Genomic DNA, 21,009 nt, shown 5'->3' with positions numbered 1-21,009 from the left:
TAGGTGTTGTCACCAGTCGAAACCTGGGTGAATACACTAAGGCGAAAAGGAGCGATGAATATGTCGGATATTTATGATGCACCCGAGCAGCAGCTCTTTGTCCCGCAGATGATGGAGGAACGAGCTGCGCAGCAACCGGAAAGCAATAACCAAGCCATCCACGATATGTGCACTAAATTAATGAACTTCCACGTTATTGCACAAATGGCTGATGGGTCAAAAATGGATGGTATTATCGAAGAAGTGAACGAACAAGGCGTTGTCATGCTCGTTCCCGAAAATGTGAATGAAAATGAGCGTTTTTATCAAGGGCCAGGCGGTCCAAGACCAAGATTCAGACGATTTAACCGTTTTCTGTTTCCTTTTATTTTCTTTGCGCCACCATTTTTCTATCCGTACCCTTACTATTATTAAAATAAAATCTACAGTCATCCAAATGAAAAAGACGCCTCTTCAACATGTTGTATCACACATTACAGAGAGGCGTTTTTATTGTACAATAAGAAATTCAAACTTCGCTTTCACCAGTGGCTTTTCGAAGCCTAGTTTTCTAACACAAATAAGAAAAAATATTAATTAGAGGAATTAGTGTAAGTGCAACTATTGCTTCACTTTTACCAGAGACTTTGCGAAGCTAAGTTTTCTAATATTACTTATTAAGCTGTTTCGGCAAGGTTACCGAGCATAATTGCGATGGCCCCGCCTGTTTCAATCCACGTTCCTGCCGTTACCGTTGGATCGAACAGTGTATAATCATCCTCTTCATCCAATAACCTCTTTCTTCCCTGTGCCTGCATAAAATTACCTAAACAAAGCATTGCGATTCCAACGAATGAGTACATTTTCTTCCAAACAGTCCGATCAGTAAAAAGAATCATGTTTGCCAGTACTTCTTTCAAATTCGACGACATGGCTTGCACAAGCAATTTTCGGTCGTCGTCTTCATCATTAATGAATTGAATAGCAAAAGAGCCATAACCAATGATCGTCAGAGCAACGCTTAATTGCGCTAATGGATCCTCGGATATGAATTCCGCAAAAAGAGCGCCGGCGCCAACCTGGATTAAACTGCCTAGAAAAACCAATTGATCTTGTGTTTCACGATCCAAATTTTTTATTGGCGTCTGTCCGATGGAATTCATCACTTTTCCAATTGCTATGGATGTAAACGCTATGTTTTTGGACAGTTCTTCTCTATTCATCATTGTTCCCACCCGTCACACGAACCTCAATACTTTATCCTATTCAATAACGGGATAAATGATTGAACTATAGTCAAAAGGGAAAGACTCAGCTGCCCAGTTTTTTCCTGATTATCATAAGCGGATTTGCAATCATTGGCGAGATAAAGCACGCGGCGAGCGCTTCAGCAATTCCATTAGTTGCTACAACAACGAGCAGAGCAGGCAGCAGTCTGCTCACATCGATTTGCAGATAATTTGCATAGGGTACTCGATAAAAAATATAGATAAGGCCAAGAACAAGCACTGTATTGGTAATGGATCCAAATAAAGCAGCTATGGACATACAAACAATGCGCGGGAGCTTCGTTCTTTTCAATAAAATAAAAAGATATCCGGCAACAAAGCCGACAAGAATTCGCGGTATCACTGAAATTAAAGGATTAGTGAATACAATCGGTGCAATTGGACTACTTGGAAAAGTGAATGCACGTATAAAAGTAGTCATTCCCCATACCCCGCCAATGATCGCTCCTTCAATCGGCCCCAGAACAATGGCGACAACAATGACGGTTAAATGAATAATGGTTAAACTTAAAGCACCAATCGGAATATAACCAAGAAAAGGCACAAAATTTTGCAAAAGGATAATTGCCGTAAATACACTTAGGAGAACTAAGCGATATGTTTGATTTTGACCCCCGTTTTTCATAACTTGCTCCTTCTTCAACTTGATTGAGTATTTTTATTGATCTTGATCATTAGCCTACTATGAATTATAGTTGGTTTTTTCAATCTAGCAAGATAGGCTTAATGAAAGCATGACAAGAAAAATGATACAGGCAGCAGAGACAATCGTTTGTTTACATAATATTTTTCTGTTATTAACTGGTGTAATCAAAATAGAATAGTGTAATAAAAAGGAGTTCCTCTATTTCATTGATGCACCTTATGGACCGGAAATTTAATGAAATAGGTGTTATTGATGCCTGAATATAGCCGAAAGTTGACGGTATTGCCTGTCCAATAATTGCCAGATATAATGTCCGTAGGACATCGATCTGGTATTTATTTTTTGGAAAGGAAAGAGGACATCTCTTTAGCCGTGTAATACCACTTACACGAGAGATGTCCCCACAAATCAACCATATGATCATTATATCAGACTATAAGCTTGTTGATAAGCACTCAACAGGTGTTTTCAGTTAAGAGTACTGTGACGGCTCCTTGTCCCTGTTGCGGAGGACGAACTAAAGTTATTGGCAGTAGACCAAGAAAATACATAAGAGATACCGGAGACGAAAAAACGCTAATGATCCGGCGCCTTCGTTGCACAGACTGCTGCACAATTCATCATGAACTCCCTGATTTACTGCTTCCTTATAAGCGTTATGAAGTCAGCTGTTTTGAAAGGGTAGTTTCACAATCTGATCCAGTAGATGTTGCTGTGGATAATTCGACTCTGTTTCGTTGGAACCGTTGGTTCCTTGATTTTATTGAGTATTGGTTGGCTTGTCTTCGTTCCATTGACCTTCGCTTTCAATTGGATATAGACCCAGAGAATTCGCCGTCCCAGGATTCTTTGACCGTACTCGAACGTGTTGGACGGATCTTTGGCGATGGACCAGGTTGGCTGTCGCAAATGACCAAACCGATTGTAAATGTGAATTTGTGGCTACAGACCCGTTCCGCATTTTTGTCCGACTGACCCGTGATTAAACTTCATGATGAAGACCTAAAAAGGAGAGGAAAAATCATGAAGAAATCTGGAAAGTGGGATGAAGTTGCCGCGAATCGCTTTCAATTGATTGCACCCCTGCTATCGGAGGACTTAGACGCAGCTAAAGTAGCGGAAATGAAGAAACAGATTTGCGAAAAAAGTGGATTGTCTGACCGAACGATCCGGCGTTATTTAGCCAGTTATCGATCCAACGGGTTTGAGGGACTAAAGCCTAATAAAAAGGCTGCGAATCAGGAAAAGAACCTAAACGGAGATCTATTGGAACAGGCTATTCTTTTAAGAAGAGAAGCGCCTCATCGCAGTGTCCGTCAAATCATTCAAATTCTCGAGTGGGAAGGAAAAGCGAAACCGGGTGAGATCAAGCGTTCCACGCTTCAGGAAAGGCTAACCGCACGAGGCTATAGTTCGAGGCAAATGCGGCTCTATCAGTCAACGGCCGGCGCTGTCAGACGTTTTCAAAAAACTCATCGAAATAAATTATGGCAGTCAGATATTAAGTTTGGACCCTTCCTTCCCATTGGTCCAAATGGTTCCAAAAAACAAGTTTATCTTGTACTGTTTATTGATGACGCTACACGTTTTATTCTCCATGGTGCTTTTTATCCTACGTTGGATCAACGTATTGTAGAGGATGCTTTCCGTCAGTCGGTTCAAAAATATGGAAGGCCTGAAGCCGTTTTTTTTGATAATGGAAAGCAGTATCGAACGAAGTGGATGGCTCGGACCTGTTCTAAATTAGGGACGAGACTCCTCTATGCCAAGCCCTACTCGCCAGAATCCAAAGGGAAAATTGAGCGAATGAACAGAGTGATTGATGGCTTTCTTGGAGAGGTTGCTTTAGAGAAGCCTCAATCGCTCGATCAGTTGAACAAACACTTCCAAGTTTGGCTCAGTGAATGTTATCTGAACAAACCACATTCAGCACTTGGAGATCATGTGACTCCTATGATGGCTTATCGCAGTGACAAAAAGGCACTTCATTTTCTAGATCCGGAGACCATCGGTCTCGCTTTTCTTCATGCGGAATCAAGAAAGGTAGATAAATCCGGATGCATCAGTTTTCAGAACAAACTCTATGAAGTTGGACTGAATTTTATTGGAACCCATGTTGATGTGGTTTATGATCCATCAGATCTTTCACAGTTAACCATTGAAAAAGAAGGTTATCCCTCTTGGCAAGCTAAGCCTCTTGAGATTGGAGAACGTGTCGAAAAGCGTCCGGATCTACCAGAAACACTACAGCCGCAACCCGTTGATTCTTCACGTCTCCTGCGTGCAGCAGCTCAAAAACATGAAGAACGTCAAGAAATTCAGAAACCGGCGGTTTCTTATCGGAAGGCACTGAAAGAAGGTGGTCGCCATGTTTGAGTCGTTTTATCACATGACGAGTACACCATTTTCTCGTGCGATACCAGCAGACAAACTCTATGAATCTCTTTCCATGGATGAAATTCTAGGGCGCCTCACCTACGCGGCAGAACGTCAATTATTCGCTGTTCTAACTGGTGATTGCGGCACCGGAAAAACAACGACTATTAGGCGATTTTCTCAAGAACTGGATCATACTCATTATCGAGTGCTTTATCTATCAGATTCTAAGTTGACTCCCCGTCATTTTTATAAAGGGTTACTTGAACAGCTGGGCTGTGAAGCAAAATTCTATAGAGGTGATGCAAAGCGCCAACTGCACCACGAAATCGAATTAATGCGCGGTATTCATGGCCTTCAGCCTGTATGCATTATTGATGAAGCGCATTTATTGGATCGCGAGATGTTAGAAGAAGTTCGCTTTCTTTTGAATTTCAAGATGGATGCCCAGAGCCCGATGGCGTTAATTCTCGTGGGTCAAAGTGAACTGTGGGATCGACTACGTCTTCAATCATTTTCTGCGATCCGGCAACGGATCGATCTACAGTGTAAGTTGGGCCATTATGATCAATCTGAGACTACGGCTTATATTGAACGTCATTTAACCTATGCCGGCTGCGATCGGCCGTTATTCACTGAAAGTGCCATTGAAGAAATTTACCGTTTTTCCAGTGGCGCTGCTCGATTGATAAATAAAGTATGTACGCATTGTCTTTTATATGGTGCCCAAAATGGGCACACCGTCATTGATGATCGAATGATTAAGCGAGTCATTGAAGGCGAACTGTCATAATAAACACTAAAAATAGTGAAAAAGGATGGTGATTTCTAGCCATCCTTTTTCAGATTGGTCATTATTTCTAGCAATGCATGAATTGGCCAGAGATTTCGTCAATTCTTGGACAACAGTTCCCGTCAAATTCCGGACATCTTGCGATGTCTATAACAAAATAGGTGCTAAATTAAAAGACAATGAATCCCTATTATTTAAAGGAGTCATTGCCATTTTCTTTATTGAATTTATGCATATTAAATCGTTCACTGCTTCCCTTCTTTATCTTTCAGAATACCGATTAATTGCTTGATCTGCTTCGGCACAGGCAGACCCGTCCTGCCGGCGTTTTCTAAAATGGACAAGAGTTCGTTTGCTAAATAAAAATAGATGGTTGCATCCATGATAATATTTTTCGAACCAATAATTTGATCACATAGATGACTGACAGCCACAATAGCGAAAATCATCACTTTTTTGGCAATGCCTTTGAAACCAATTTTACTAGACAAAGCACTGACATAGGCGGCTGCGAGAAGTCCGGAAACATAATCAATGATCACAAAAGCGACCAATACTGCAATTAATGGTGTCCATTCACCGTATAAATAACCCGACACTGCACCAAAGATTGCTGCAATACTCCTATAGATAAATTCATATTTTGTCACAACTTCATCACCTCATAACTTCTTTATCTATAATTTATGTCCGAGTGTTCATTCATGTAAAGGCTTGCGATACAGCAAGAATAACCATTTTATTTCAAAATAATGAGCTCATATCCAATGGGGAGAGTAACAATGAAATGCTTGAACAAAGCAAAAAAAGAACCCCTGGTTAAGGGGTTCAAGTAACGATTGTTTTGGGAGTTATTGCTTAAATACTTACATAATGAATGTAACATAATGTGGAACAATCAACATCAAACTTTAGCGTGATTTGCATCTACGTCTAAGGTCTTAAAAATAAAAAAAGAATTTAAGGTGAACATGGCATGCATGCAAATCTTAAACTTAAAGGATGGGAAAGTTAATGAGGCAAGCATTGTACTGCCAGACGCAACTCGTTTTCTAAGTGCGCTGGAATAAATTAAGTATTTGGGGCAAGATTTGCTGGAGGCATAACCTGGATTCACCTCAAATCCGACCGATAAAACATTGAATTGTTTTACCACTATTATCTTATCTTGTTTTCATCCGCATGAACAACGTATTTATGATGCGCAACCCCGCATTCTTTATGCGGGATCACGCATAATCACGCACGATTCGTCTCAATTCACCAAATATCTCAACTCAATATGAAAGTGCTCGCTGCTCTAAAGCATTCCAGTGAACCATCATCTGCTTATTATTCATCCAGCGTTTCGTCCCTGTCCATGGATCATTATAATAAAATCCGTTTTTTGAATATCCAGTCAAGGTTAGCGCATGATAAGTAAACCCATCATATGTTCCCCAAATTACAACTGGATGATCGCTGCTAAGATAGTCCTTCAATTTATCTGTTGAGGCCCCAGTTAGATTAATTGCACTGCCAGCATAGTGCTTAACCAGCTTCATTAACGCAGGCGGATAGATGGTTGCCCCGGACTTTGAGTAGGGACTGCCGATAAATCCTGTGTTGGGATCACCGTTCGTTGCTCGTGGCATCTCCTCCGCAAGTTTATCCTTAGTCACATTCGCTCCTTTGTAGCGCAGCATCATTGTCACGGCCGTAATCTCGCACCCGGTTGGCAACTCCGGTAATTGACTAATGACGCCAACATTCATTCGATAACTGTTAGGGATTTTGGTTCCCGTATACACAATCTCTGAACGCGCTTGTTTGATCACCTTATGTGACTGTACTTTTCCAAGCACAAGTTTGCCGTTCGTTCGTTTTGCTTGATAACCTACGAGGACGGAGCCATTTTTTCCCGCTTGGTGCACCTGGTGATCTCCTCGAAATAGGGATTTCTTCTTGATGGTTAGTGTTTTGTATGCAATAATCTCTTTTTTTTCATAGATAACATGAATCGCTGTGGAAATAGTTGTACTGTTCCCGTTAGACTTATATGTATAGGTAAGCTTATATATTCCTGTTGTATTAGGATCAACATGCCCGGAAATGGTTAATTTTTTTATAGTGAGCTTCTTTCCCTCCTTATTGGTCACGACAACGTTTTTCTTAGAATCAAAGTCATCTCCCAATTGAATCGTCTTCGCTACATTCTGTACATTTATAATGACCTGTTTTTCTTGTTCAGTTTGTCCGAAAATACTTTTAGAACAACCGAAAAGCAGCAAAATACTGATACACATTAAAACGAAACAGATATTGCACTTCAGGTGTTTAACCAATGAATCCGTCCTCCAAGCCAATAAGCTTTTGATTAAACAAAGTTAGCACATAAAACTTAAAAATGCCTTAAAAAAATCTTGCAGATTATGATTTGCAAATCTCGTGTTATTATAGTAATAGATTGAAAAAGCTATTTAGAATGGAGAGACTGAGGATGCCGGAACTATCTTATGTGGCGATCGACTTCGAAACTGCAAATTCGCGACGCACTTCCCCGTGTTCTGTCGGATTAACAAAAGTTATTCAAGGACAAGTTATCGACTCCTTCTACTCTTTGATTAACCCTGAAGAATTCTTTGATCCTTATAATACGCAGATTCATGGGATTCATGAAGATGATGTCGTCCAGGCACCAACTATGGATGAGCTTTATCCTAAACTGCTTCCATTTATTGAGGGGCTTCCACTGGTTGCTCACAATGCCAGCTTTGATATGAGTGTTCTGCGTTTTACATTGGATAAATATCGGCTGCCTTATCCGGAAGTCAATTACTTCTGTTCTTATATCCTTGCAAAAAAGTTGCTCACGCTGCCTTCATACCGTTTAGATCGCGTTGCTTCCCATTACCGAATCTCCTTCCATCATCACCAAGCTTCCGATGATGCCTTGGTTTGTGCTGAGATCGTTCGGCAAATGATGCAGGAGTTTCATATTGAGACGCTCGATCAGATGCAGAAGGCGATCAATTATAAGTTAGGCAGATTACATAAACATTCCTATGCACCCTTTTCATCCGTCAGAACACGTCGAGAGGCTGCATTCAGGCCTTCAGACATTACTTCTAAGAAAACATCTTTTGATAACCAACACCCTTTGTTTCATCAAACCGTGGTGTTTACAGGCGTGCTTCAATCGATGTCCCGTGAAGAGGCGTGTCAGAAAGTTGCTGATTGCGGCGGGGCCAACGGCAACGGCGTGACAAAGAAAACAACGTTACTTGTTATTGGCAAACCAGATCGACGAACAATGATGCATTCGAAAAGCAGCAAAGTGCTTAAAGCAGAACATCTTGCAGCCTCCGGACAATCTATTTCCATTATAGATGAAAATCATTTCTTGGACATGTTGAAGATTTTAAATGAAAATTAAAGGTCCGCACCTAATGGATCTCTTACAAAAAAATGATCCTTGGCACCATTCTGCTAAGGATCATTTTTATTTAAATATGAAGCATTATTTACCAATAGCCCATATCCTTCCAAATCAAATGACAATAAATGAACGCAATGTATGTTGAGCGAAGGACTGGCTGCCGCTTGTGGTTATTACGATAAATATTCACGAACAGCCTGATGATCCTCAATCTCTGCTTCCACATCGGTCGCTCAATTTGCGTACGTACAGGTTGTTTCATTAACATCCATCCTTTAGGGCAGAATGCGGGAAAGGAGCCACCTAAATAGCCTGGTCATTATTTGATATTCTTAAACATAAGGTTTGGTGACAAACCAAAAACAATTTGAATCACAAACCCAACAATCCATTCAAAATTGCGACCGCGACAAAGTTATGATCCTACAGATGATTAACAATCATCCTCCTCATTCGACATGACCATAACCGGTTATGCCTATTTAAACGAATTATTTTGTAAAACAGTAACCTTTTTCTCGCTTGTTCTTGCTGCCTTTTTGGTGTACGCGACAAGACGAATGATATCCTGACAGCATTGCTTTGCTCCAAGTACAAGCAGCGGTACACCAATAAAATCTATTTTCATCCATCTGGAACATAAGCCACCGATCGTCATCGCAAATGGCACGGTCGGTGACGTGTTTGAAAAAATGATCTTTTCATTGCCCTTATATTTCTGCTGCAATAGTAAACTTAAATTATTCAACGCCGGAAGCAGGTGTTTAGACGTACCACGCCCCACCGTATAAACCGAATTTCCTTCATCATCAATTCCGTGATAAATGATTTTACCCATATCCGAGCTGTTTAGCTTATTAAAAAAAGGCACAGCTAAAATTTCTGCCCTTGTCAATTTGTGATCAGCAGATATTTTTTTCAAATGATACGCTGCTGCTAATGCAGTCGTATGTGTCCCGCCAAAGTCATTATATATGTAAATCACCTAATCATCCTTTTTTTAATTTGGATTTACTTATATTGTTATCTCCATTTAAACAGAAGATTATCCTCATCATTTCTTGCTTGATAAGAAAAAAACTCAATCTGAAAAAATATCATGAATACGAGTCAAGTAGACGTATTTGATATGATATTAAACAGATTGAGTCGATACATTAAATTTGATCTGATGACTATTAAAAAAATGCCTGATGAGATATTTTTACATTTTTAACAGCCTGACACCGGTACTCTTTCGGTGTCAGGCCGCTTAATCTCAACCCAAATCAAAACTCCTGCTCTTTATGCCACTTCACTATTGCTTGCTTAAATGTACTTTCTTTTCCGGCATCAAAGTGCTGATTAATCTCCGAAAATCGTTTATTTCATCAACATTTTTGAAAAATTGTTTGGGTAGAACTACTGCTTGATTCTTTGATACATGAATCCGAAACATATCTTTATGTTCATATGCAGAAACAAAATCTTCCCACTTGAAAAAAGTCTTTGATTTTCCACGAGTTTGCACAATTTCATTTTGATTGACCTCATACTGAATTTCTTGTTTGATTAATTGATTACTCGAATATTCATTTCTTATTCTAAGAGGAAAAATAATCATTAATAATAAACAGAATACGACCGTAAAAGCTGCTGCCATTGTAAATGAAATCAGTAACTTTTGAAACAGGATCAAATTTATCAAAAGTAAGATGATAAAAAATGAAATGCTTGTTACTGTAAATAACTTTTTTCTTACATAAAAATTATACTTTTTAAATTCACGCCAAGTTAGTGTGCCGCCACAATGGATCACATCATTTTTCATCGTTTCAACTCCCTGACTCATATTAAAACTCTTATCCTTCACGCCCTTCCCACTTTGTTTTAACACGTGCGTTGTCTCTCCAAACTCCAGCAGATTTATCATTTTTAGCTTCCTGTTACGATCACAATCACATTGTTATCTGTTTCCATTATATCAATATTCAGCTTCATTGCGGCAGGATTTATCTTCATTTCAATCGCATAGGAACCGCTCCTGATATGGTAAAATGAAGTATCGGTTGATCGAATGAGATCCCGATTTTTTAATAAGGGGATGCAGCCATTATGAGTTATAAGCAATACCTAATATTGGCAATACCATTTGTATCTGCCTTTATTTTGATAACTTTATTCGGTCCTGCAGATCTTAGACTATGGGCAGTTATTCTTATTACCATTCCTGGCGTTATTCGTGAACTAGTTAATTTCGTGCACAAAAGGAAAGAGCGAAAGAAACAATAGTGTCGAACTGTAAATCAGTTCTATCTCCAAATTCTGACCTCACCAAATTTACCTTTTGAAACAAAATCAAAATCGGTTTGAAAATTTTTTGTTCCGTCAACATTATTCCAACTTCATTAAATCCAAGATCATTCTCTACTTCTTTTAACTTTGCTGTCTACTGAGAAATGCACATTATTTGTAATCGTTATATATTGCTTTGCATTATAATCAATTCAAAATCCGAATCAAGGGGCTAATCCGATGTTCAACAAGTTGCTCAACAGAATAAAACACCATTATAAATCAAAACGTTTTTTATTTTTGGAAGCTCCATATATCTTTTTTGGAGCCTTGTGGCTAATTTTTGCCCCTGACAAATATGATGACTGGATCACCTATTATATTTTGGCATATTTGTTCCTCGTAATGATTGTTGATATCATTGACTGGAATAAAGTTAAGAAACACAACCAACACAGCGATTCCTGATAAAATATTGTCTGTACTGCCCCACAGGGGTAATCCACAAGTCCCTGTCCGCTTAGCATTGCCTATCGTCTAAAATTTTTCCATCTTCCAGTTCGGCAGCATTTCATTGTACAACGGATGATGATAGCCATTTAAACTACAGGGCCAAGATGCTTGTTCAGCACTTGTAGTAACTCAAAATATGATCATCGATCATCATGTCAAATGCCGCTTAGTTCTCTTTTTGATGATGTATAGTGAATCACATAGATTAAGGATTTCAACCTCCGGCAACGTTCTATATCTTTTATGGCAACCTGGCCCACACTTGGGCCGTCTTTGGTCTATTGTCTAAAATCAAACTCATCCCTACTTTCACTCCGATTGTTTGCCAGCAACGGATCTGAGACATCTGCTTTTAAGGTAGAAAGATATCGAGGAAAAAACAGCTGCAAAGTATACTCAAAATATTTTTAAACATTCGCCCCTTAAATATGTGATATTGACACGTTATTTTTGGGCAAAACAAAAACCCCTCAAAGCCATACGGCTCAAGGGGTTTCAGCATTTCTTTTTGATTAATATTGTTCCATGTATTGGTCGCGTTCCCATGGGTGTACTTGAGTGCGGAACATATCCCATTCAATTTCCTTAGCGTCGTTGAAGTGAGAAACTGTATGTTCGCCAAGTGCAGCTGTGATAACTTCATCTGCATTGAATGCATCAACTGCTTCTTTAAGAGATGCAGGAAGTTCATGAATCCCAAGTTCTTCACGTTCTTGATCATTCATAACGTAGATGCTGCGGTCAACGGAAGCAGGTGGAGTCAAACCTTTCTTGATACCATCCAGTCCGGCAGCAAGCAATACAGCCATGCCAAGGTATGGGTTGGTAGCAGGGTCTACACTGCGCACTTCAATACGTGTGCTCAATCCACGAGCCGCAGGAATACGGATCAAAGCGCTTCGGTTGCTCAATGACCATGCGATATAGCTTGGTGCTTCATAACCCGGAACCAAACGTTTGAATGAGTTAACGATTGGGTTAGTGATGGCAGTAAATGCGCGTGCATGTTCCAAAACGCCGGCAATAAATGATTTAGCCGTTGCACTGAGTTTGTCTTCAGTGTCAGCATCAAAGAACGCATTTTCTTTGCCCTTGAACAATGACATGTTCGAGTGCATACCTGAGCCGTTTACACCAAACAACGGTTTTGGCATGAACGTTGCATGCAAGCCATGTTTGCGAGCGATCGTTTTCACAACAAGCTTAAATGTTTGAATGTTATCACAAGTTTTTACAGCATCTGCATATTTAAAGTCAATTTCGTGCTGACCAGGAGCTACTTCATGGTGTGATGCTTCAATTTCAAAGCCCATGTCTTCAAGTTCAAGCACGATATCGCGACGACAATTTTCACCAAGATCTGTTGGTGCCAAGTCAAAATAGCCGCCTTTATCATTCAGGTCAAGAGTTGGATTGCCAGATTCATCTAATTTGAAGAGGAAGAATTCCGGTTCAGGTCCAATGTTGAAATTAGTGAAACCTAGTTTCTCCATTTCAGCCAATTGAGCCTTCAGAACCGAACGAGGATCCCCCGGGAATGGCGTACGATCAGGTTTATAAATATCGCAAATGAAGCGAGCAACTTTACCCTTTTCAGCAGTCCAAGGGAATATAACGAAACTGTCATAATCTGGATAAAGAAGCATGTCCGATTCTTCAATCCTAACAAATCCTTCGATTGAAGAACCGTCAAACATAATATCGTTATCTAGTGCTTTTTCGAGTTGACTTACAGGAATCTCTACATTTTTGATAATTCCGAGCAAGTCAGTGAACTGCAAACGAATGAACTTTACGTTTGCTTCATTTACCTTAGAAATGATGTCTTCTTTCGTAAACTTTGCCATTCAAGATCCTCCCCAAAAATAAGTTTCTGTTTTCAAAAAATTTTATATACATAGGTAGCAGTCACCGAAAGAATCGGGACAACTCCCCTTGTATTAACGAAGCCTTACCGAACTTGCCCGCTTGAACGAGTTCGGATTTCAAAAATTTCATGAGCTCAGCATCAGACATAGCTTTCTTTGCTTCAGCCGGCCGATTTGCTTCCACCGGCTTTTCACTAAGCACACGCCTTATGCCGGCAAGATTCACACCTTCGTCAAGCAAAGACTTGATGTCGAGCAAACGATCAACATCATTGAAAGAAAAGACGCGGCGATTCCCCTCACTACGTTCCGGATTAATCAAGTCATTTTCTTCGTAGTAGCGTATCTGCCTAGCCGTCAGCCCAGTTAATTTCTGAACAATGCCCATTGAGAACAAAGGCATTGAACGGCGTACGTTGTCAGCCATTTCGCCTCACGCCCCTTTCTTAAACATAATTATAACGGGCAGCCCTTAAGTTGTCAAACGATGTTAGCTTATCTCACAGCTTATGACACAGATTTAAATAAATTGTCACAATTTGATCTTTTCAGGATCAAGTAAGTTTTTCTCAAATAAGTGATTTACTGCAATCATCAAAGCAGCTTTAACGTGTTCAAATGTCAATCCGCCTTGAACATACAAAGTGAACGGGGGACGAATTGGGCCGTCTGCTGTCAACTCCAGACTTGCCCCCTGAACAAATGTTCCGGCTGCCATGATAACGTCACTCGTGTAACCAGGCATTGGGCTCGGATATGGAAGAACATGAGCATTAATTGGCGAAGCCATTTGGATCGCTTGGCAGAATGCGATCATCTGATCGGGGTCATGAAAGGTAATGCTTTGAATCAAGTCCGTACGCGCCTTTTCCCAAGAAGGCGATGTTTCCATGCCAAGCTTCTCCATGAAGGCAGATGTGAATATGGCTCCTTTAACTGCTTGAGCAACCATATGTGGTGAAAGAAAAAAGCCCTGATATTGATCCTTTAGTTCGCCTAATGACGGACCAACTTCTTTTCCCAGTCCTGGAGCTGTCAGACGTTCCGAACACATTGAAACGAGATCCTCGCGCCCGACGATGTAGCCTCCTACCTTCGCTAATCCTCCTCCAGGATTTTTGATTAACGATCCGGCCATTAGATCGGCGCCGACGTGGCAGGGTTCCAATGTTTCGGTAAATTCGCCGTAACAATTGTCGACAAAAACAAGAATATGAGGATGTGCTTTTTTAATTGCAGCAATTGCTTCCCCAATTTGGGCAATCGGAATCGACGGGCGCTGATCGTAGCCGCAAGAACGCTGAATCGCAATTAGCTTTGTGTTCTGCGCAATTTCTCGATTTACTGTCTCAATATCAATTTTGCCATTGTTGAGCGCAACATCGCGAAATCCAATACCAAAATCTTTTAATGATCCATGACTGCCGCTTGTTATACCAATGACACCTTCCAAGGTGTCATACGGCTTACCGGTTATGTACATTAATTCATCACCCGGACGAAGCACACCAAAGAGTGCAGTCGTAATCGCATGTGTTCCGGAGATCATTTGTGACCGGACAAGACCAGCTTCAGCTCCGAAACAATTTGCGTAAACTGCTTCAATGCCCTCACGACCGAAATCATCATATCCGTACCCTGTTGTTCCGCTAAAATGGGCATCACTAATCTTATTTTTTTTAAAACTGGATAAAACACGGTACTGATTTTCTAGTGAAACAGCATCAACCGCTTTTAAACGTTCTGCAATTTGCGCTTCAACTGCTGCAGCAATTTTTCTTAACTTCTCTCCATAGGCAAGTGCTTCAAACATTTTTCAAAACTCCTTATTCGTTGACGACGGATCGTGAATCAGTTTCGAGGCGATTGGTGCATCGGGAAAAACAAATCCTTCAACTTCGTAAGCCTGTGACGCTTCGTCATATTCTTGTCTTTTCAATATTGTGTTCCGCTTTAGTTCATTAAGTAATTTTCCTTCATCGGCTGGGAGCTGTGTGTGATAGTCCACCATTTGCGCTTCAATTTGTGCCAGTATTTCAGCAAGAATTCGATCACGGTCCTTAATGTCCCTTGCCGAAACGAGAAGAGATCCTTTCGGAACGATGAATGATGTCTGTAACAGATCTTTCTTGTTATAAATCGTGAGTATAGGCAGGTCGTCTACACCGAGTTCAGACAGTAAATGGCGAACGGTTTCTTCATGTGTAATCAAATCCGGATCCGAAGCATCAAGTACATGCAAAATCAATTGTGCGCCACTCACTTCCTCAAGCGTTGAGCGGAAAGCAGCTACTAGCTGTGTTGGTAGTTCTTGAATGAAACCAACGGTATCGGACAATAGAGCCATGAAACCACCAGGAAGATTCATTTTTCGTGTCAAGGGATCAAGAGTTGCGAAAAGCTGGTTTTCAGCATAAGTTCCTGCAGCGGTTAATTGGTTGAACAGCGTGGATTTTCCCGCATTCGTGTAGCCGACAATGACCACTTGGCATTGATTATTTGACTGACGATGGTCACGATAGCGTTTGCGATGCTGTACAACGGTTTTCAACTGATTGCTGATATCCTTCATTCTGCTGCGAATATAGCGTCGATCGGATTCAAGCTTGGTTTCACCGGGACCGCGTGTCCCAATTCCTCCTCCGAGACGCGACAATGAATCTCCCATCCCGCTCAAGCGTGGCAGGAGATACTGGAGCTGGGCAAGTTCTACTTGAAGTTTGCCTTCTCGCGAACGCGCCCGCATCGCGAAAATATCTAAAATGAGCTGTGTCCGATCCAACACTTTTGCATAAAGCAGCGCTCCAAGCCGTCCCTGCTGAGAGGGAGACAGTTCACCATTAAAGATCACAGTCCCGGCGCCTAATTCTTTTTCAAGGGCATCAAGTTCTTGTAATTTACCGCTTCCAATGTAGGTAGCGGAGTCAATCTTTTGTCTTTTTTGGGTTACGACGGCAACTACTTGTCCACCGGCCGTCTTCGTCAAAGCCTCCAACTCTTCAAGTGACGATTCAAAATGATCGTCACTTTGAGAAGGAAGCTGACAGGCAACGAGTATCACACTTTCCATAAGATACCTCTCTTTAATTGATGCATTAAGCTTCGTCTGCTGGCGCGATCATTAAATGATTATCCAGTGTCAAATCACAGGCACGGATCGTCATCAGCGCGTCACGATCAAAGCTGTTTTCCCTAACTAAACGAACTGCTTGCTGACGTATCATTTTTTCCACATGATTGCGTACATAACGTCCATTACTGAAATGCGGTTCATTCTCAACAATTTTCTGATGAAGATGGCGGAATAGTTTTTTTTGTGCCTCCGCAGTCATCGTATACTCACGATCACGGATCATTTGCTTCGCAATTTCGAGCAATTCTGCACCGGAATAATCCGGAAAAGACATGATCATTGGAAAACGAGATGGCAGGCCGGGATTCATTCTGAGAAATTCATCCATTTCATCGGAATAGCCAGCAAGAATCAAAATAAACTCATCTTTATGGTCTTCCATCTGTTTCACTAATGTATCAATCGCTTCTTTTCCGAAATCCTTTTCTCCACCACGTGACAGCGAGTACGCTTCATCAATAAACAAAACACCGCCTAAAGAACGTTTTACAAGTTCTCTTGTTTTTTGCGCTGTCTGTCCAATGTATTCGCCAACAAGATCAGCTCGTTCAGCTTCGATCAAATGGCCCTTCGGCAGTATTCCCATCTCACGGAACAAGTCACTCAGAAGACGTGCAACTGTCGTCTTGCCGGTTCCTGGATTCCCCTTAAACAACATGTGGAAGGACTGTTTTTGTACCTTCAAATTAGTTTCTTCACGCTTGCGATAAATATAAAGCCACGCATAAAGTTCGCGTACCATATGTTTTATCTGATCCATTCCCACCAGTCGGTCAAGCTTTGCCTCCAGTTTTTCAAGCGGTTCATGGGTCACACGCTCATCAACTGGAAAAGGCGCAGCCTCATGTTTCTCGGTTTTCTGGTTAAAGACCACATTGATCTGACTTTTTTTTGTAAATGTATAGGCTTCTCGCACGATTCGATCACCTCGCTATTCATTGGATCAAGCACCGCTCTTGGCCTGCGTTGTTATGTATACGCCGGCTTGATCGTTTCCGTGACAAATGCCCATTACTTCGGGACATTATGAAAAATGATTGGACTGCTCTATCCTATGTCGTCGGTACCCTATTCAGAAGTGCGAAGAGCCAAAGATCCGTCACTTGCAAAGCGAGCAAAAAGCCTTACCAAAATAAAAGAAAGACAGCGTAACCGCTGCCCTTCCAGAATCTATTATGACTCGTCCTGACTGGTCCAATTCACAGGCTTTGAAGGAGTAAACGTCGAAATCGCATGTTTAAAGATTAATTGCTGCTTGCCCTCGCTGTCCAGAAGCACTGTAAAATTATCGAACCCCTTAACCTTGCCCTTCAATTGAAAACCGCTGACCAGAAAGACGGTCACAAACGTTCCTTCTTTTCGCAACTGATTCAAAAATGTATCCTGGATATTGATTGACTGTTTCATTTTATTCCTCCTCTTTTCTCTCTAAATAAAACTACTTCGATTTAATGTGAAAATTACCTGCAAGAAAACCTCTTTTGTCTGATCTTTTTTCTCTGAGAAGGAATTCAATGTCCAGTCAGAAAGATCTACAATTAAGATTATATTTTAAATTTCCATCATTTGCAAAGATCGTTTATGAAACAAGACAATAAATGTGATAAAAGTTCACGATCGCTCGCTTTTTGCCTGATGTTCTTCGATAAAACTGTAAATTTCTTCAGCTTTTCTTGAAAAGTCTTGCAGTGCATCCGTCATATCGAACCATTGAATCGGCATTTGTCTTTTGAACCATGTCAATTGTCTTTTCGCATAATGACGCGAATTTTTCTTCAACTGGTTCACAGCGTGATCAAGCGAACATAAGCCATCAAAAAACGGGATGAACTCCTTGTAACCGATCGCCTGCATCGCCTGCGCATTTCTCAAGCCTCGTTTATATAATAGCTGTGCCTCCTCAAGGAGACCTTCATCGATCATTTGGTCAACACGCATATCAATGCGTGCATACAGTATTGAGCGCTCCATGGTTAATCCAATACATAAATACGGATAGAGCGGGCGAACAGTTTCATCTTGCACGTGATCACTGAAGCGTTTCCCGGTTTCATGGAAAACTTCTAAAGCGCGTATGACACGCACCAAATTGTTAGGATGAATCCGTTCTGCTGCAACAGGATCAACATGCTTTAATAATGCGAACAGCGCTTCTCCGCCTTCTTCTTGCGCCATACGTGTTAATTCACGCCGATATTCCGGATTCGCCCCGATTGAAGCAAATTGGTAATCGTAAAGTGCAGCCTTGATATAAAAACCGGTACCGCCGACTAAAATCGGCATTTTTCCTTCAGAAGACACACTTTCAAGTACTTTCCTCGCATCATGCTGATAATCGGCTGCCGTATAAGGTTCGCTAGGTTCACAAATATTAATTAAGTGATGGGTTACACCATCTGCTTCCTCTTCAGTTACCTTTGCTGTACCAATATCCATGCCGCGATACACTTGAAATGCGTCCCCATTCACGATCTCGCTGTTAAACCGCTTTGCGAGCGCAATACTGAGTTTTGTTTTTCCGACTGCAGTTGGCCCGACAATGACAATCGTTGTTTGCATCCTATTTTTCATCTTGTACTCATGAACTCCCATGTAAAAAGTAAAAAGGTGGGTACAGTATAACACAAATCACTTTGTCACCGCATAGATAAACCTATCTATGCAGCGGCATTACGTGACAACCCCACGCGAATAGTACATAAATCGTTTACCTTAAACCACACCAAATGACGTCTGCACACGCGTTTGCGAACCTGGATCAATCAGCTCGATGATCTCACCTCTTCCCACGAGCACATCATTTACACAGTAATTATAACGAACGTGTGTTCTTTTATGCAAGTAGAATCTATTATAACCAATATTGATCGAGACAAGACCATTTATTTAATCCTTTTTAAGGAGCTCTGTGTCGTACATGGTGAAATCGCACCGATAAATAAATAGATATTTTCCATCAATGATCAATCCGGTTGAATTCGGAACTTCTGTCGCAAAATAAGAAACATGATTGCCTGCAAAGGTAGCGATTGGTTTTCCCAGCTGCGAACGAATCAAAATGACTTTCGAATGTCCGTCAAAATAATTATGATAGTTATTAACAATCCGATTAACAAATGGTACACTGCGTTCTTGGTTTTCAACCAACACCTTCTGCGGCAGTTTATTCATGACATCCTGTAGACCTTTTTCATACATGATCAATGTACTGCCCACATGAACGACTTGCTTTCCGCCAATAGTAATATTCAAAACTGATGATTCTTTGGTTGTCTCGCCCTTATCATTTGTGCGATCGAATTTATTATCCCGGGTAATCGATCCCGAAATTCCTTTTATCGTATCAATCGGCTGTCCGTCCGCGTCATAAGTCTGCATCGTCACATTTAGGCCTCTTAAGCTTCCCTCAACCTGCGTTGTGAAAAAATCCAATACCTGGCAGCCGCTGAGTACGACAATCGATAAAGCCAGTAAAGCAGCTATAAGTCCAATTTTTATTTTCTTTGTCACGAAACTTTCTCCCCTGTCCCTTGAAAAATCAATGAATCTATCAAAATCATAACGTGTGTGTCGCCTTCTGTCATCCGCCTCAAGACAGAGATAAGAAAAAAGTGCAAAAAAAATGGGCCTTTTCAGGCCCACAAAATAACAATGTACGGTAAATAAAAGATAGCACAGTAAACTGAACAGATTCTGAACAAAAAAAAACGAGCAACTAAGTGCTCGAATAAAAAGGGGGGAGATATTGCTTTCATGAGTCTATAATAACTTTAGATCCTTAAGAAACGCTTAAGATAAAGTGTTTTATTCATTGCCATTTTATTACTTTGCAATAAAAATCGCATAGATTATAAAAAGTGCCGCTAGAATCACAATAATGGACATGCAACCTGGTTTCCCAATAAACAGACGGTCAAAATTGTCGGTAGGCTTTTGCTTGCCTTCATCCATTAACATCAACTCTTCTCTACTATTCTAGTGTTTACATCCCTGACTGTCCGGCGATCATCACAAACGTCGTCCACAAGAGAATCAGCGAACAAATAATGATACCGATCAGCTTGGTGGACCGAACCAAGCCGCCTTCTTTTTTTGATTTATTTAAATACACTATTAAAATGAGCGCTGCAGCTGTAGACATATAAGCAATTCCTGCACCTGCCCAATACCAGAATACCTTTGGTGACCAGTACGCCATCTGTTGGAACCCGCTGCTGAATGAAGCGCCAATGAACATAAGTATAAATATAACTAGATTCGGATGTTTCAGTTTCTTCACTTGGTAATCTCCTCAATTCCTGAACTTACTTTATTTAAATGAAACGCATCTTTTTACATACAATCATACTTCATTAGTTATTCATAAGCGAATTAACTCGTAGCGAACATCAGCTAAAAAAGACGTGTGCAGTTAGATTAATTTCAAATGTTCTCAGATCATGCTGAATGACCAAATCTAATACCGGATCATTTTTAGATTTTTATAATCTCAAACAGTAACATTGCACTAAATGAATGCGACGATTTAAAATACTAGAAATGTTCGAATTTATAGTGATTATCCAACAAGATAAGCCTTTAAAATGGAAGGATAAGTGAATCAATCCAATCCCACGAATAAGAATCAAACAAATGAATAAGAATACACTACCCTCAAGAAAGAATAACACCGTTTTAGATCATCACTGAATTTGTTCAATTGAATATTAATTGATGCCAT

Annotated in this window: 22 protein-coding genes; 5 read left to right on the top strand and 17 right to left on the bottom strand. The window is 40.6% G+C overall.

All coding sequences use genetic code 11. The features are described from left to right. The first annotated feature begins 60 nt into the window (after positions 1-60). Positions 61-414, top strand: coding sequence for a hypothetical protein (locus AC6F33_RS08250; RefSeq protein ID WP_255746432.1), 354 nt, complete (start codon positions 61-63; stop codon positions 412-414). Positions 415-656: 242 nt separating this feature from the next. Here AC6F33_RS08250 and AC6F33_RS08245 read toward each other — a convergent pair whose 3' ends face one another. Next, complete coding sequence (locus AC6F33_RS08245; protein WP_500778101.1) at positions 657-1,205, bottom strand: DUF6944 family repetitive protein; 549 nt, start codon at positions 1,203-1,205, stop codon at positions 657-659. Between the two features lie 85 nt (positions 1,206-1,290). Further along, positions 1,291-1,893, bottom strand: coding sequence for an ECF transporter S component (locus AC6F33_RS08240; RefSeq protein WP_255746429.1), 603 nt, complete (start codon positions 1,891-1,893; stop codon positions 1,291-1,293). A 483-nt stretch (positions 1,894-2,376) separates the two neighbouring features. On the opposite strand from AC6F33_RS08240, the gene AC6F33_RS08235 reads away from it, so the two are divergent. The 3 genes from AC6F33_RS08235 to AC6F33_RS08225 are packed head-to-tail and all read left to right on the top strand — an operon-like array spanning position 2,377 to position 5,083. Then, complete coding sequence (locus AC6F33_RS08235; RefSeq protein ID WP_480952872.1) at positions 2,377-2,889, top strand: DUF6431 domain-containing protein; 513 nt, start codon at positions 2,377-2,379, stop codon at positions 2,887-2,889. 48 nt (positions 2,890-2,937) lie between these two features. Further along, entirely contained in the window at positions 2,938-4,290 is a 1,353-nt protein-coding gene (locus AC6F33_RS08230; protein WP_500778100.1) for a DDE-type integrase/transposase/recombinase, read from the top strand. After that, positions 4,283-5,083, top strand: coding sequence for an ExeA family protein (locus tag AC6F33_RS08225; protein WP_500778099.1), 801 nt, complete (start codon positions 4,283-4,285; stop codon positions 5,081-5,083). The genes AC6F33_RS08230 and AC6F33_RS08225 overlap by 8 nt, the downstream gene beginning before the upstream one ends. A 245-nt stretch (positions 5,084-5,328) precedes the next feature. Here AC6F33_RS08225 and AC6F33_RS08220 read toward each other — a convergent pair whose 3' ends face one another. Both AC6F33_RS08220 and AC6F33_RS08215 read right to left on the bottom strand, forming a co-directional pair. Continuing rightward, positions 5,329-5,733, bottom strand: coding sequence for a phage holin family protein (locus tag AC6F33_RS08220; RefSeq protein ID WP_480947420.1), 405 nt, complete (start codon positions 5,731-5,733; stop codon positions 5,329-5,331). Positions 5,734-6,360: 627 nt separating this feature from the next. Then, the gene (locus AC6F33_RS08215; protein ID WP_500778098.1) at positions 6,361-7,407 is read right to left on the bottom strand and encodes a C39 family peptidase; all 1,047 of its coding nucleotides are present in this window, start codon (positions 7,405-7,407) and stop codon (positions 6,361-6,363) included. Positions 7,408-7,562: 155 nt separating this feature from the next. Between AC6F33_RS08215 and AC6F33_RS08210 the strand changes: the two genes are divergently transcribed. Then, positions 7,563-8,498, top strand: a complete 936-nt coding sequence (locus AC6F33_RS08210; protein ID WP_255746427.1) for an exonuclease domain-containing protein — start codon at positions 7,563-7,565, stop codon at positions 8,496-8,498. A gap of 88 nt (positions 8,499-8,586) precedes the next feature. Here AC6F33_RS08210 and AC6F33_RS08205 read toward each other — a convergent pair whose 3' ends face one another. The 13 genes from AC6F33_RS08205 to AC6F33_RS08145 form a co-directional block, all read right to left on the bottom strand. Continuing rightward, positions 8,587-8,763 carry a hypothetical protein gene (locus AC6F33_RS08205; protein WP_255746426.1) on the bottom strand — a complete coding sequence of 59 codons (177 nt, stop codon included), beginning with the start codon at positions 8,761-8,763 and terminating at the stop codon, positions 8,587-8,589. 216 nt (positions 8,764-8,979) lie between these two features. Then, a complete protein-coding gene (locus tag AC6F33_RS08200) occupies positions 8,980-9,486 on the bottom strand; it encodes a DUF3189 family protein (RefSeq protein WP_255746424.1) in 507 nt (168 codons plus the stop codon). A gap of 312 nt (positions 9,487-9,798) precedes the next feature. Continuing rightward, positions 9,799-10,413 (bottom strand): YcxB family protein, encoded by a 615-nt coding sequence (locus AC6F33_RS08195; protein ID WP_500778097.1) that lies wholly within the window; start codon positions 10,411-10,413, stop codon positions 9,799-9,801. A 1,387-nt stretch (positions 10,414-11,800) separates the two neighbouring features. Further along, positions 11,801-13,135, bottom strand: a complete 1,335-nt coding sequence (gene glnA / locus AC6F33_RS08190; protein WP_255746417.1) for a type I glutamate--ammonia ligase — start codon at positions 13,133-13,135, stop codon at positions 11,801-11,803. 61 nt (positions 13,136-13,196) lie between these two features. Continuing rightward, the gene (locus AC6F33_RS08185) at positions 13,197-13,583 is read right to left on the bottom strand and encodes a MerR family transcriptional regulator (protein WP_253060748.1); all 387 of its coding nucleotides are present in this window, start codon (positions 13,581-13,583) and stop codon (positions 13,197-13,199) included. Positions 13,584-13,688: 105 nt separating this feature from the next. Further along, positions 13,689-14,969, bottom strand: coding sequence for a methionine gamma-lyase family protein (locus AC6F33_RS08180; protein WP_255746415.1), 1,281 nt, complete (start codon positions 14,967-14,969; stop codon positions 13,689-13,691). Between the two features lie 3 nt (positions 14,970-14,972). Further along, positions 14,973-16,226, bottom strand: a complete 1,254-nt coding sequence (gene hflX / locus AC6F33_RS08175) for a GTPase HflX (RefSeq protein WP_500778096.1) — start codon at positions 16,224-16,226, stop codon at positions 14,973-14,975. Positions 16,227-16,251: 25 nt separating this feature from the next. Next, entirely contained in the window at positions 16,252-17,205 is a 954-nt protein-coding gene (locus AC6F33_RS08170) for an AAA family ATPase (protein WP_255746411.1), read from the bottom strand. A gap of 257 nt (positions 17,206-17,462) precedes the next feature. Next, positions 17,463-17,696: an RNA chaperone Hfq gene (hfq, locus tag AC6F33_RS08165; RefSeq protein ID WP_093669405.1), complete on the bottom strand. Its 234-nt coding sequence runs from the start codon at positions 17,694-17,696 to the stop codon at positions 17,463-17,465. Between the two features lie 204 nt (positions 17,697-17,900). Next, positions 17,901-18,860, bottom strand: a complete 960-nt coding sequence (gene miaA / locus AC6F33_RS08160) for a tRNA (adenosine(37)-N6)-dimethylallyltransferase MiaA (protein ID WP_255746409.1) — start codon at positions 18,858-18,860, stop codon at positions 17,901-17,903. 315 nt (positions 18,861-19,175) lie between these two features. Beyond that, the gene (locus AC6F33_RS08155) at positions 19,176-19,799 is read right to left on the bottom strand and encodes a DUF5052 family protein (RefSeq protein WP_255746407.1); all 624 of its coding nucleotides are present in this window, start codon (positions 19,797-19,799) and stop codon (positions 19,176-19,178) included. 312 nt (positions 19,800-20,111) lie between these two features. After that, a complete protein-coding gene (locus AC6F33_RS08150; RefSeq protein WP_255746405.1) occupies positions 20,112-20,240 on the bottom strand; it encodes a hypothetical protein in 129 nt (42 codons plus the stop codon). A 31-nt stretch (positions 20,241-20,271) separates the two neighbouring features. Further along, positions 20,272-20,568, bottom strand: a complete 297-nt coding sequence (locus AC6F33_RS08145; RefSeq protein WP_255746404.1) for a hypothetical protein — start codon at positions 20,566-20,568, stop codon at positions 20,272-20,274. Positions 20,569-21,009 lie beyond the last annotated feature (441 nt).

It is taken from the genome of Sporolactobacillus sp. BBK16-2, from assembly GCF_059878335.1.
This window is presented reverse-complemented; position numbering and strand designations above follow the sequence as displayed.